Annotated in this window: 11 protein-coding genes; 3 read left to right on the top strand and 8 right to left on the bottom strand. The window is 41.1% G+C overall.

Translation table 11 applies throughout. The features are described 5' to 3' along the window. Nucleotides 1-119: 119 nt before the first annotated feature. Nucleotides 120-1,301, top strand: coding sequence for an N-acetyl-L,L-diaminopimelate aminotransferase (dapX, locus tag BSU_14000; RefSeq protein NP_389283.2), 1,182 nt, complete (start codon nt 120-122; stop codon nt 1,299-1,301). A gap of 10 nt (nt 1,302-1,311) precedes the next feature. Here the strand turns inward: dapX and kinA are convergent, their stop codons facing one another. Both kinA and pbpH read right to left on the bottom strand, forming a co-directional pair. Further along, the gene (gene kinA, locus BSU_13990; protein NP_389282.1) at nt 1,312-3,132 is read right to left on the bottom strand and encodes a sporulation-specific ATP-dependent protein histidine kinase; all 1,821 of its coding nucleotides are present in this window, start codon (nt 3,130-3,132) and stop codon (nt 1,312-1,314) included. Nucleotides 3,133-3,295: 163 nt separating this feature from the next. Then, entirely contained in the window at nt 3,296-5,410 is a 2,115-nt protein-coding gene (gene pbpH, locus BSU_13980; protein ID NP_389281.2) for a penicillin-binding enzyme for formation of rod-shaped peptidoglycan cell wall, read from the bottom strand. A gap of 336 nt (nt 5,411-5,746) precedes the next feature. Here pbpH and ykwD point away from each other — a divergent pair, with 336 nt between their 5' ends. Next, nucleotides 5,747-6,520, top strand: coding sequence for a hypothetical protein (ykwD, locus tag BSU_13970; RefSeq protein ID NP_389280.2), 774 nt, complete (start codon nt 5,747-5,749; stop codon nt 6,518-6,520). A 38-nt stretch (nt 6,521-6,558) separates the two neighbouring features. Here ykwD and ohaC read toward each other — a convergent pair whose 3' ends face one another. Both ohaC and mcpC read right to left on the bottom strand, forming a co-directional pair. Next, the gene (ohaC, locus tag BSU_13960) at nt 6,559-7,425 is read right to left on the bottom strand and encodes a beta-hydroxyacid dehydrogenase (acts on 3-hydroxypropionate with NADP) (protein ID NP_389279.1); all 867 of its coding nucleotides are present in this window, start codon (nt 7,423-7,425) and stop codon (nt 6,559-6,561) included. A 137-nt stretch (nt 7,426-7,562) separates the two neighbouring features. Beyond that, a complete protein-coding gene (gene mcpC / locus BSU_13950; RefSeq protein ID NP_389278.2) occupies nt 7,563-9,530 on the bottom strand; it encodes a methyl-accepting chemotaxis protein in 1,968 nt (655 codons plus the stop codon). A 134-nt stretch (nt 9,531-9,664) separates the two neighbouring features. On the opposite strand from mcpC, the gene ykwB reads away from it, so the two are divergent. Then, nucleotides 9,665-10,345, top strand: coding sequence for a putative acetyltransferase / amidohydrolase (gene ykwB / locus BSU_13940; protein ID NP_389277.2), 681 nt, complete (start codon nt 9,665-9,667; stop codon nt 10,343-10,345). Between the two features lie 14 nt (nt 10,346-10,359). Here the strand turns inward: ykwB and splB are convergent, their stop codons facing one another. The 4 genes from splB to ptsH all read right to left on the bottom strand — a co-directional run bounded on the left by splB (nt 10,360) and on the right by ptsH (nt 13,774). Continuing rightward, nucleotides 10,360-11,388 carry a spore photoproduct (thymine dimer) lyase gene (gene splB / locus BSU_13930; RefSeq protein NP_389276.1) on the bottom strand — a complete coding sequence of 343 codons (1,029 nt, stop codon included), beginning with the start codon at nt 11,386-11,388 and terminating at the stop codon, nt 10,360-10,362. Between the two features lie 77 nt (nt 11,389-11,465). Beyond that, complete coding sequence (gene splA / locus BSU_13920) at nt 11,466-11,705, bottom strand: TRAP-like transcriptional negative regulator of spore photoproduct lyase (protein NP_389275.1); 240 nt, start codon at nt 11,703-11,705, stop codon at nt 11,466-11,468. 90 nt (nt 11,706-11,795) lie between these two features. Next, nucleotides 11,796-13,508 carry a phosphotransferase system (PTS) enzyme I gene (gene ptsI, locus BSU_13910; RefSeq protein ID NP_389274.2) on the bottom strand — a complete coding sequence of 571 codons (1,713 nt, stop codon included), beginning with the start codon at nt 13,506-13,508 and terminating at the stop codon, nt 11,796-11,798. Then, nucleotides 13,508-13,774 (bottom strand): histidine-containing phosphocarrier protein of the phosphotransferase system (PTS) (HPr protein), encoded by a 267-nt coding sequence (gene ptsH, locus BSU_13900; RefSeq protein NP_389273.1) that lies wholly within the window; start codon nt 13,772-13,774, stop codon nt 13,508-13,510. The genes ptsI and ptsH overlap by 1 nt, the downstream gene beginning before the upstream one ends. Nucleotides 13,775-13,796: the final 22 nt, after the last annotated feature.

Here is a 13,796-nt window from a genome sequence, read left to right as displayed (position 1 = left end):
AGAAAGGTATGTTTAGAAAAAAGGCGCATACAATCGAAATATATCAGTTAAAAAGGTGACAAATGATCAGCTAGTGGTAAAATAGGATAAACTCATTATATTTGTTAAGGTGATGAATTATGGAACATTTGCTGAATCCGAAAGCAAGAGAGATCGAAATTTCAGGAATACGCAAATTCTCGAATCTTGTAGCCCAACACGAAGACGTCATTTCACTTACAATCGGCCAGCCTGATTTTTTCACACCGCATCATGTGAAAGCTGCCGCAAAAAAAGCCATTGATGAAAACGTGACGTCATATACTCCGAATGCCGGCTACCTGGAGCTGAGACAAGCTGTGCAGCTTTATATGAAGAAAAAAGCGGATTTCAACTATGATGCTGAATCTGAAATTATCATCACAACAGGCGCAAGCCAAGCCATTGATGCTGCATTCCGGACGATTTTATCTCCCGGTGATGAAGTCATTATGCCAGGGCCTATTTATCCGGGCTATGAACCTATTATCAATTTGTGCGGGGCCAAGCCTGTCATTGTTGATACTACGTCACACGGCTTTAAGCTTACCGCCCGGCTGATTGAAGATGCTCTGACACCCAACACCAAGTGTGTCGTGCTTCCTTATCCGTCAAACCCTACCGGCGTGACTTTATCTGAAGAAGAACTGAAAAGCATCGCAGCTCTCTTAAAAGGCAGAAATGTCTTCGTATTGTCTGATGAAATATACAGTGAATTAACATATGACAGACCGCATTACTCCATCGCAACCTATTTGCGGGATCAAACGATTGTCATTAACGGGTTGTCAAAATCACACAGCATGACCGGTTGGAGAATTGGATTTTTATTTGCACCGAAAGACATTGCAAAGCACATTTTAAAGGTTCATCAATACAATGTGTCGTGCGCCTCATCCATTTCTCAAAAAGCCGCGCTTGAAGCTGTCACAAACGGCTTTGACGATGCATTGATTATGAGAGAACAATACAAAAAACGTCTGGACTATGTTTATGACCGTCTTGTTTCCATGGGACTTGACGTAGTTAAACCGTCCGGTGCGTTTTATATCTTCCCTTCTATTAAATCATTTGGAATGACTTCATTTGATTTTAGTATGGCTCTTTTGGAAGACGCTGGCGTGGCACTCGTGCCGGGCAGCTCGTTCTCAACATATGGTGAAGGATATGTAAGGCTGTCTTTTGCATGCTCAATGGACACGCTGAGAGAAGGCCTAGACCGTTTAGAATTATTTGTATTAAAAAAACGTGAAGCAATGCAGACGATAAACAACGGCGTTTAAGCCGTTGTTTTTATTTTTTTGGAAATGAAATTTTAAACGCTGTGCCTTTTTCAGGATGGCTGTCCACATGTATAACTCCCTGATGGTTTTCAATGATATTAAATGTCACCATTAATCCAAGCCCCGTACCTTTTTCTTTTGTTGTTAAAAATGGCTCTCCAATCCGGTTTAGTACCTTTTCAGGTATACCTTCCCCTTCGTCTTTGACAGTAACATGAACAGAATGCTCATCTTCGGTTATGATAATGTCTACTGTTCCCCCATCAGGCATTGATTCAACTGCATTTTTGATTAAATTAATGAATACCTGCTTTAATTGGTTTTGATCCCCGTTTATATAAATGCTGTCTTTTTCATAACTTGTTCTGATAAAAATGCCATTTAAATTCGCCTGCGTTTCTAACAGGGCTGAAACCTCACCAATTAATTTTTTCAAGTTCAAATATTCTTTGACAGCATTTTGCTGAGGTTTCGCCAGCATGAGCAGTTCACTGAGTATTAATTCGATACGGCTGAGTTCAGAAAACACAATATCAAAGTAATGTTCGTTGCCTTCCATTGTCGGTTTCATCAGCTGTAAAAATCCTTTGATCGCTGTAAGAGGGTTGCGGATCTCATGGGCGATTCCCGCCGCGAGCTGCCCTGCGATTGATAATTTTTCCGATTTCAGCATCAATTCTTCTGTTTGTTTTCTCTCTGAGATGTCCCGAAGAATGACCTGGACGGCCGCTTCACCAAAAAAGGTCGTCGGAATGCAGACCATCTCCGTATAGATGACCCTGTTCTGAAAGGTGAACCAGGATTGCTTGACAATTTCAGATTCTGTTTTTTGCTCGGCAATGTTTTGGATTCTCTCTTTTACATCCTCGTGATCGCAAGGATGCAGCTGATCGTATATGTTTTTGCCAATTAAATCCTCATATGTAGCCGCTTCAAACAGGGAAATTCCCGATTCATTCATAAATACCCATTTTCCATTGTGAATCACCGCAATGGTATCAATGGAATTTTGAATCAGCAGCTGATATCGTTCACGGCTTTTTTGCAGGATGGTTTGGAATTTTTTCCTTGAAGAGATATCGATCAGCAGCAGCAGCTCAGCCTGCTGGTTTTTGTAGACGGTCGGGGATGCTTTCACTTCTAAATGAACAGGTGTGCCATCAAGCCTTTTCCACGTCTGTTCAATCATTCCGACTTCCATTCCTTTTTGCATTCGTATAATCCTGTTTTTCACGATATCATGATATTCTTCTTCAATAAATTCATAGGACGATTTACCAATAATAGCATCCTTGCTTTTGGCTCCCAGCATTGAAAGCATCGCGCTGTTTACATAGACGATCTTGCCTTTGACACTGATGCATAGCGGACTCGGGAGATTTTCAACCAACCGTTCATAATCATCCGTTATATATGTAGTCGATTCCGGGCTTGCAGGTTCGATTTCATGTTTTTCGCAGTTTAGGGATTGATGGCCTGTTTCTTCTTCAAGAACCTTCATTTTCAAAATGATTTCCCGTTCTGTCCGCTCAGCTCTTGTCGTAACAATTTCTACCGCAGCCTCCACCCACACAATCGTATGATCTTTTTTAATAAAACGAAAGGTGCACGGCATCAGATGATGTTCATTATAAAAATAGCTTTCAACCAAAAATTGGTCTTCCTCATGCAGAAACGTTTTGAGGAATGATCCGATCATCTCTCCTTGGAGATAGCCCAAATGCAGTTTGGAGTTGGCAGATATATAAATGATGCGTCCATTAGAGGCCAAGACTGCATGAATATCGGTTTTTGTTTGAAGTGGTTTAACATGCTGCGTATCCTGTTCCACAGAATCCCTCCTTTGCATGATCATCGTGTTTCGACATATACAGATTGACTTTTACCTAGTATGATTCGCTAGAAAATGAGTATTCTCCTTCTATTCTTATGGTGAACGTCAATTTTTGAATAAAAGAAAGGGCACACAATCTTTTAGTTGTGCACCCTGTTTTTTATTTTTTACTGTGTTTTTTTTCGAGCTCTGCGTAGGCGTGGATAGCTCTTTTGGCAATAATTTTATTGATCTTATCATCATCATCTACTGATGGAACAACAACACTAAAGGCCACTTTTGGTTTTTTCGACGGGTAATAGCCGACAAAAGTCAGATTGTATGTTTTTTTCCCCCACCAGTTGCGATTCGTGCCGTAGTAAAATGTTTCCGCTGTTCCCGTTTTCCCTGATACATCTTCTGTAAACGTATTTTTTGCTGTCCCTGAAGAAGTGACTAATTTCATGCCTGTTTGTACTTGTTTCAAATCGCTCTCTGAATTATTAATCTTATTGAGTACTTTAGGTTTCCTATGTTCAATCGCCTTACCCAGCTGGTCTTTTTTTCCTGGCTTATGAATACTTGTGACGATTCTAGGCTGAACACGATAGCCACCATTGGCGATTACTGAGATGTATTGAGCCATTTGAAGCGGTGTGTATGTATCGTATTGGCCAATTGCTAAGTCTAAAATTAATCCTCCTACAGTTTTAGGTGTGGTTTGCATTCCGGCTGATTCCTGCGGGAGATCAATACCTGTCTTTACTCCCAGACCAAACTGGCTGTAATAGTTTCTCATTTTCAGTAGATCGTTCTGATCAGCCGGGAGAGATCCATGCGGCTTGTATGTTACGCCTGCAATATGCATGGCAACATTGAACATATATACGTTTGAACTTTTTTGCAATGCGGTTAATTCATTGATGGTTCCCATATTAGTATAAGATTTTTTTATAAGATTCGTTCCTAAAAGCATTGGAGCATCGATATAATATTTATAATGCGGGATCCCGTCCTGATAGCCGGCTAGCACGGTGGCCCCCTTTACTGCTGATCCCATTTCATATTGGGTGGTAAATGCCCCTATCGCATAATCTTCAATTTTGTTGGTTTTTAAATCTATCTTTTTCCCTGCCATTGATAAAATATCGCCGTTATTCGGGTCCATCATTACGGCAAAGGCTCTGTCAAGCATGTAATTTCCGCGTGCACGGCTGTTTCTTACTTCTTCTTCAATGATCTTTTCTACCTTTGCCTGAAGCTCCATGTCAAAAGAAAGCTGAAGATCGTATCCCCTGCTGCCCTTATCAATGGTTTTTTGGCTGACGACATTTCCTTTATTATCTTCTACGTATTCCACTTTTTCTTTATGCGAATTTAAATATTCTTCATATTGATACTCTAAATAACTTTTTCCCACCCTGTCATTATTCGCATAGCCTCTTGTTAAGTAGAAATCTTTCCGGTCGCTCAGCAGGCCCTGATCAGGTGTCGTGACGCCCCCGAAAACAGAATAAAGGGTTTTGTCATAAGGATATTTTCGTGTCCAATCGTTTACGATATCGATTCCCGGAAGTTCTTCTAAATGCTCAGAAACAATGGAAATTTCATCATATGTTAAGTCATTTTTTGGTCTTTGCGAGGAGTTTTTCTTCTCATCAAGCAGCGCTCCGTTTTTTCCATTGCTATTGCTCTTATTTGGATTCATTGCCTTTACGATTTGAGGTTCGTAAGCATTTCCGCTTGAAAACCTTGTATATATCGCAGCAGTTTCCATTTCTTCGTCATCTTGCTGAATAGCCTTTAATTCTTGATCCGGAACACGCTCTATTTGAAGCTTGTAAGCCTGGTCTCCTTTCAGATTGCTTTCTGATTCCTTAAGCAGAGCGGCGGCTTTTTTCGGATGAGCTGCGATCCAGTAATCACGAAGATCCCTTTCCTTCAAAAATTCGGTATCAATATGAATGAAAGAAGCAAGCCGCTTCGCTGTTTTGATTTTATCTTCTGTTTTTGTGCTAGATGTTGATACATACACAATTTCTGGAACGCTCTGGTTGTCGACAGCAACTTTCTGGTTTCTGTCGTACATCTTCCCGCGAGGCGCAGGATAGTAAGCTGTTTTTGCATTTGATTTCTCAGCGTCTTCTTCATGCTGTTCGCCTTCAACAATTTGAACAACCCCGAGCTTAAAAATTAATGCAGTGAATAGAACAAAGACAGCTAGGAAAAAAAGGTTCATTCTGATTGCTCTGTTTCCTTTGCTCTTTTTCTTTGGTTCACGTCCTATTTCAGTCACTTCTGGTTACCCCTCTCAAATCATTCAATATATTTACATATACTGAGATTAATTGTAACACCTTTGTAATAGTTGTTACAGCGAAAAGGAGTAAAAAAAGCTGTCAATATAAAAACACATTAAAATATAACTAACGGTTCAAAAAAAAGGAAGCTATGTAACGGTACGATAAAATCATATATACCGCTGATTCCCTTATTCTTAGTGATTCAACGGATTTACTTTACGAAAATGACAATCTCTATTTGTCAAAGGAAAGTGCTGGAATCTTTATGACAAAAAAGCTATGTTATGATTTTTCTGTAGAAACAAACAACTCTAGGAGGTTACGAACTAATGAAGAAAGCATTTATTTTATCTGCTGCCGCTGCGGTTGGATTATTCACATTCGGGGGCGTACAGCAAGCATCAGCGAAAGAACTCTCCTGCCAGCCTGTGGTTACAGTAAAAACGGGGAACACAGTACAAAACATGTCACTTAACGATGCAGTGAAAAAACTGCATATTAACACAAATATCAAAACGTTAAACGCTGCAAACGAAAAAGAGATGAAGCAGCTTCTTCAAAAACATGCGAAGCAATCTAACGTGAAAGTTCAGGATGTTCAAAAGACAGAAACGGCAAAACCTGCACAAAAGACTACTGAAAAAGCAGCTGCTGATCAAAACACTGCTTCTAAAGCACCCGCAACTGCTGAAAAAACAAACACAACAACGTCTGCACCTTCATCTGTAAGTGCATATGAGAAAAAAGTTGTTGAACTTACAAATGCAGAAAGACAAAAACAAGGCTTAAAACCGCTTCAAATTGATGAAACGTTAAGCAAATCTGCACGCGCAAAATCTCAGGATATGAAAGACAAAAACTACTTTGATCACCAAAGCCCAACATACGGCTCACCGTTTGATATGATGAAATCTTTCGGAATCAGCTACAAAACAGCAGGTGAAAACATTGCGAAGGGCCAAAAGACACCAGAAGAAGTAGTAAAAGCTTGGATGAACAGTGAAGGACACAGAAAAAACATTCTAAACCCTAACTTTACTCACATCGGTGTTGGTTACGTTGAGTCTGGAAGCATCTGGACACAACAATTCATCGGAAAATAATAAAAAAAGATTGCCTGTTTCGTACAGGCAATCTTTTTTTATTTCACCCAAAGCTTATATATACTCTGTGTTCCGCTGTTTTCTTCACCTTGAGCAGCTAGCTTGTCATATAAAGATTTTGCGAGCGACAAGCCTGGCATTTCTTCCCCCATTAATTCTGCTTCCTCTAGTGCAATTCCCATATCCTTAATAAAATGCTTCACATAAAATCCCGGTTCAAAGTTGCCTTGCAGCATACGGGGAGCAAGATTTGACAATGACCAGCTTCCGGCTGCGCCCGTTGTGATGCTTTTCAGAACATTTTCCGGCTCTAGGCCTGATTTTTGGGCATAAGCCATCGCTTCAGCAACACCGATCATACCGGCTGCAATTGCAATCTGATTGCACATCTTGGTATGCTGTCCGCTTCCAGCCGGTCCTTGATACTGAATATTCTCTCCCATTAAAGAGAAAATCGGCATGCAGGCTTCAAAAGCTTCTTTTTCTCCACCGACCATAATCGCGAGTGTTCCGTTTTGTGCACCGATGTCTCCACCGGAAACAGGAGCGTCTAAAGCGAACAATGCTTTTTCTTTGGCCGCTTCAGCAATCTTCTTCGCAAGCGAAGGCTTAGATGTCGTCATATCAATAAGATATGCACCTTCTTTTGCGTTTTCAATAATTCCATTGCTTCCGAAATACACTTCTTCAACATCACTGGGATAGCCGACCATTGTGATGATAACATCCGCTTCTTTCGAAAGATCTTTGACCGTATCTTTCCAGATCGCGCCTTTTTGAAGTATGCTTTCTGCTTTTTCTTTTGTCCGGGTGTACACCAATACAGGATGGCCGTCATTGAGAATATGTGATGCCATGCTTTTTCCCATTACTCCAAGACCGATAAAACCAATTGTTTTTTTCAAGGTCATTCCTCCCAGATGTTTCGTTTAGATTTTAGTTAAAATTTATCATTTTTCCTTCATTTTCTAGACTACCATATCTATTCATCTTATAAAATAAAAAATCCCCAAAACAAATGATGTTTGGGGATGTAATTGGATTACAATGTGAATTTTGCAATTGTGTTCATAAGCTCTTGGCTTGCATGTTTTAGTGTTTCCGTTGAGTGTTTGACTTTATCAAGGGTGACAAGCTGTTCATCGGTTGATGCGTTCACTTCCTCTGCTGCGGCAGCTGATTCCTGTGATATGGCTGAAATGCTTTGAATGGCTTCAGAAATCGCAAGCTGTTCTTCACTCATTCTTTGAATTTCCGCGTAAATGTGATCAATACCTTGTACCAGTGACTGCATTTCTGCAGTTATCGTATTTAATACCTCTCCAGTTTCGTGAATTGCACTGTTTTGTTCATCATTCATTCTGCTTGCCTCAACCATCGCGTGAGAGGCCTCTTTTGTCTCAAGCTGGATAAGCTTCACAGTCTCGCTGATATGCTTTGTAGAAAGGGCTGATTGCTCAGCTAACTTCCGCACTTCATCGGCTACGACGGCAAAACCGCGCCCGCTTTCTCCGGCTCTGGCTGCCTCAATACTGGCATTTAAGGCAAGCAAGTTGGTTTGATCAGATATGTTTGAAATCGCTGTAACGACTTCTTCAATATTCTTAGTTTGATTTTCCAAATCCAGCAGCATCGTTTCAACCTTTTTCGTTTCCATATTGGCTTCGTTTGATTTCATCAGCAGCTGGCCGAGCGCGTCAAGTCCTTTATAGCTTGCATCCTCGGACGATTTTGAGCGTTCTTTAATTCCGCCTGCCTCCTCAGCGATTTGCCTGATTTTCGTTGACAGGCTTTCCGATTTTTCATTAATGGTTTCAACTTCAGAAGCCTGTTCCGATGCCCCTGCGGCTACTTCTTCAATCGCTTTTGCAATTTGTCCGCTTGTTTCATTAGTTTCGGCAGCCACAGCCGTTAGTTGTTCAGAGGTGTCAGATACTTTCCCTGAAGAGAGTCTCACTTGCTCAACCATTTCCTTCATATTTTCAACCATCAGATTGAAATCTCTTGTTAAAATACCGACTTCATCCTTAGATTTTGATTCCGCGCGCACTGTTAAATCGCCTGCGGAAACAGCTTTCGTTTTTACGATCAGCTGCTGTATCGGACCGGTTATCGTTTTGGCCAGGAAGTAGCTGAGAATAATTGTTATGATAAGCGCAATCAATGATATCCAAAGATTGGCCCGATTCATTTTATCTGAAATCCACATTAATTGATCGGTATCAAATTGCGTTCCGACCTTCCAGCCTGTCTCGCCAATCGTTTGGTACACAACCATTTTCCCATTCACATCTTGTATCCCTTTTTTCTCGGATGCGATGGTTTGCAGTGTTTGATCCTTTGATATATTTTTTCCTTGATTTGACGGATGGGCTAAAAGATTGCCGCTCGCATCAGCTAAAAAGGCAAATCCTTTGTAAGGCACCTTTTGTTTATTGACCATACTCTGGATAGCAGAGAGTTTCAAGTCATAGCTGGCAACCCCTATCACTTTTTGCCTGTCTAAGATCGCTTTCGATGCAGTAACAATCATGTCTCCTGTCACGACATCTTTATAAGGTTCCGTCCAAACAACTTGATCCGGGGTTTCAGCTGCAAGCTTATACCATGGTCTTGATGTTGGATCGTAATCCTCAGCGAAATCCGCTTTTGGATATGTAAACATTTCTTTTTTTGCGGTGCCTATGTAAGCCATCGCAACATAATCATCGTTGTCTTTGATTTGCTTAATGTCATCGTGAAACAGCCGAGAAGCTTCTTTACTTGGTTTCGTTACAAATGTATGCGTTAATTCCCCATTAGCCAATCTTGATAACGAAATGGCATAACTCTTTAATTGCAATTCAATATTTTGTTCAAGTGACTGCGTCACGTTTTGAGTTGTATTTTTCCCATCCTCTGTAATCATCGGTTTTAGCGTCAAATAAGAAGACAGCATTAAGAGAACAACTGTGATGATTAACATAATCGAAACAAAAACAGCAATCTTCATGTGAAGTTTTTTAAACAAACCAATCCCCTCCTAATTTCTATATCGGCCCTTTCGTTTGAAAAATGAATAATCAAAAAATAAATTATAAGAAAATCGGAATATATTTACTGAAAATTCAATCTTCGTTATAATGAAACAACATAAGGAGAGTGATGATCATACTAAAACAAATGTATGTGCATGACGGCAGAAAATTTGAGGCTCTGACCATTAGAAACTACACTGAGACTGACATCGAGAGGCTGATTTCTCTTCAAGAAGAATGTTTCCCTCCTCCGTTTCCCCAGGAATTGCTGTGGTCAGAGGACCAGCTTGCCAGCCATATCAAAACCTTTCCGGAAGGCGCTTTATGCGCGCTCATCAATGGCAGAATTATCGGTTCCATGACTGCTCTTATTGTACAATTTGAGCCTGATTCTCCTGATCATACATGGGCACAAGCAACTGACAACGGATCGATTAAAAATCATGAACCTCATGGAAATACTTTATATGTAGTGGATATTTCTGTTTCTCCTCATTATCGAAAGCTTGGAATCGGAAAATGGCTGATGAATACGATGTATGAGCTGACTGTTGATAAAAGACTGGAACGCCTTCTCGGCGGCGGCCGCATTCCTTTGTATTATAAATACGCACACGAGATCAGCGCTGTTCAGTACGTTGAAGATGTGATGGAAGGCAGGAAAAACGACCCTGTGCTGTCCTTTCTCCTCCGTTGCGGGCGTTCACCTATTCGTGTAGTCAGCAATTATTTGGAGGATAAAGAATCATTGAATTACGGCGTTTTGATGGAATGGAAAAATGTTTTTTATAAAAAAGCGAGCTGTTGATCACAACAGCCCGTTTAAGTGAAATATTCAATTTTTGCGTTAGGGAAAAAGGTATCAATATAGGATTCAAGTGCCTCTCGAAGTGCATGCTCTTCATCTTTCTGATAAATATATTTTCCGATCCCGTAACGGCCCCATTTATAACGGCGCTTTTCTTCATCTAATTCGAGCTTCGTCTTCGGATAATTTTTCTCTATCACTCGTTTGGCCGGTTTTGTAAAACGGTGTTGAATTAATTCAAACGTAATGTCATGTCTAACGTCCTGCGGCAAAGCAGCATCTAGCTTTTCAAACAGATGTCTGTATCCTTCTTCCCAGCCTTCATGAATATAAATCGGAGCAACAATAAAGCCTAGCGGGTAGCCTGCTTTTGCAACTTTTACTGCCGCTTCTATCCGCTTATCAAGAGGTGAAGTTCCCGGCTCAAAGTTTTTAATCACATAGTCGGCATTAATACTGAATCTGAATCTCGTTTTCCCGTTATGCTTTGCGTCTAATAGGTGATCGACATGATGAAATTTCGTTACAAATCGGAGCTTTCCGAGATCACTTTGGCCAAAATGTTCAATGGCGCGCTTCAGCGTGTGTGTCAGATGATCAATTCCTACAATGTCTGACGTACATGATGCTTCGAACCTTGTGAACTCTGGTGCGCGCTCCTTCATATACTTATCTGCCTGATCTAAAATCTCTTCGACGTTTACATAAGTTCTGATATACGGCTTTGATCCCATGGTTGTTTGCAGGTAGCAGTAATGACAATGCCCCATGCAGCCTGTTGCAAACGGAATGGCATATTCGGCCGAGGGTTTGGATGAATCAAACTTTAATGTTTTCCGGACACCGATAACTAAAGTTGATTTCGCATTGCGATATTGCTGAAGATGATTTTTCCCAGGGATATTACGCACCTGATTGTGGGATGTCGTTTCTCTGATTTCAATACCCATATTCTCAAATTTATCTTGTAATTCTTGGCCCAGCGGATATTCCAGCGCCCTCGGTTCTATATACACAAGCTGCGGAACAAATGGGTTCTGCATGATGCCACATCCTTTTCCTTTACTAACGTTACTTTTCTCACTAGGCGGAAAGGATATGAGTTGTAATGATTTCCTTGTTACTCATACGGATCAATATCAAACAGTTCTTTGTAAAGCGATTTAGCTTCTTCATAGCTTGCAAACACAGCATCGTCCTCTGCGAATGGATGATAGGTTTCATAAATAAACAGGGAAAGCTCGCCTTCATGGTATGGATGGTGCACAATTTCGGCTTCCTTTATGTGGGCTACATTGGCGGCGTGCGGATTTCTGTAGATCACATAAACAGTATCTCCTGCGTTAAATTGGTTTGACATACTATCCCTCCTAGCCATGTTATTGTGTCCTTCTATACCCTTACTTATGAAAAAAACCAGACAGGCCGGAGGCCGTCTGGTTTTTGTACATTACTTGAATGTTTCTTTTACGAACGCGACAACTTCTTCTGTCGTGCTCATAGATAAGATTTTCTCTTTGAATGACTCAGCTTCTTGTTTAGACAATTTGCTGATTTGTGTTCTTGCCGGAAGGATAGACGTTGCGCTCATTGAGAACTCATCTAAGCCTAAGCCGAGAAGGATCGGAATCGCAATCTCGTCTCCTGCCATTTCTCCGCACATGCCAACCCATTTTCCTTCTTTGTGTGCTGCTTCAATTACCAGTGTAATTAAGCGAAGGATTGCCGGGTTGTATGGCTGATACAGGTAAGATACACGTTCATTCATACGGTCAGCTGCCATTGTGTATTGAATCAAATCGTTTGTTCCGATACTGAAGAAATCAACCTCTTTAGCAAACTGATCAGCGATGACTGCAGTTGACGGAATCTCAACCATCATTCCGACTTCAATATCGTCAGATACAGCCTGTCCCGCTTTTACGAGCTTTTCTTTCTCTTCAAGAAGGATCGCTTTTGCTTCTTTGAATTCGTTAACTGTCGCAATCATAGGGAACATGATTTTCAAGTTTCCGTATGTACTTGCACGAAGCAGCGCGCGAAGCTGTGTTCTGAAGATTTCTTGCTCTTCAAGGCAAAGACGAATCGCTCTATATCCCAGGAACGGGTTCATTTCTTTAGGAAGCTGCAGGTAAGGAAGCTCTTTGTCTCCGCCGATATCAAGTGTCCGCACGACGACTGATTTTCCTTCCATACGCTCAAGAACCGTTTTGTAAGCATCAAACTGCTCATCTTCTGTAGGCAGCTGATCTCTTCCCATGTAAAGGAATTCTGTACGGTAAAGGCCAACTGCTTCTCCGCCGTTTTCAAGAACACCTTTTACATCATCAGGAGTACCGATGTTCGCTGCAAGCTCTACATGATGTCCGTCTTTTGAGACAGTCGGTTCATTGACAAGCTTCGCCCACTCAGCTTTTTGAGCCAAATAAGCATTATGTTTTTCTTCATACTCTTTTACAGTTTCCGCAGATGGGTCAATAATGACATCGCCATTGATACCGTCAACGATAACAGTCACGCCGTTTTGGATCGTGCCTGTAGCAGCTTTCGTTCCAACAACTGCTGGAATCTCAAGAGAACGTGCCATGATGGCAGAGTGAGATGTGCGTCCGCCGATATCAGTAGTGAATCCTTTTACGAACTCACGGTTTAATTGAGCTGTGTCAGACGGTGTTAAGTCTTCAGCTACAATAATAACCTCTTCTGAGATCATGCTTGGGTTTGGAATTTCGACGCCAAGCAGGTGGCCGGTTACGCGTTTTGTTACATCGCGGATATCTGCCGCACGCTCTTTCATATATTCGTTGTCCATAGATTCAAACATAGTAACGAACATAGAAGACGTTTCTTTTAAAGCGAATTCAGCGTTCACTGAATCAGTGCTGATTTTTTCTTTCACAGGGTTCAGAAGCTCAGGGTCACTGAGAACTAAAAGGTGAGCAGAAAAAATATCAGCTTTATCCTGACCCAGTTCTTTCAAAGCGTGCTCTTTGATTTTTTCGAGCTCTTCTTTTGAACGTGCAATCGCTTCATCAAAACGGCTTACTTCCGCTTCAGAATCAGAGATGTTTTTCTTTTCAACCGTTAAATCTGGCTCTTCAAGCCGGTACGCTTTTGCAATCGCGATGCCGGCTGAAGCACCAATCCCTTTTAATTCTTGCATTACTCGCCGAGTCCTTCGCTTTTCATTGTTTCTTCTAAAGCGTTAAGAGCATCGTTTTCGTCAGCTCCGGAAGCAGAGATTGTGATCTCAGCGCCTTTAGCGATACCTAAAGACATAACACCCATAATAGATTTAAGGTTAACTGTTTTGCCGTTATATTCTAAATTAACGTCAGCGTCGTATTTGCTAGCAGTTTGTACAAGAACTGTCGCAGGACGAGCATGGATTCCAGAATCTGCAGTTACTTTAAATGTTTTTTGTGCCATTTTTATCATTCTCCTTTTAACT

It is taken from the genome of Bacillus subtilis subsp. subtilis str. 168 (assembly GCF_000009045.1).
Taxonomy (GTDB): Bacteria; Bacillota; Bacilli; order Bacillales; family Bacillaceae; genus Bacillus; species Bacillus subtilis.
The sequence above is the reverse complement of the archived record's forward strand: the minus strand, read 5'-3'. Positions and strand labels throughout refer to the sequence as shown.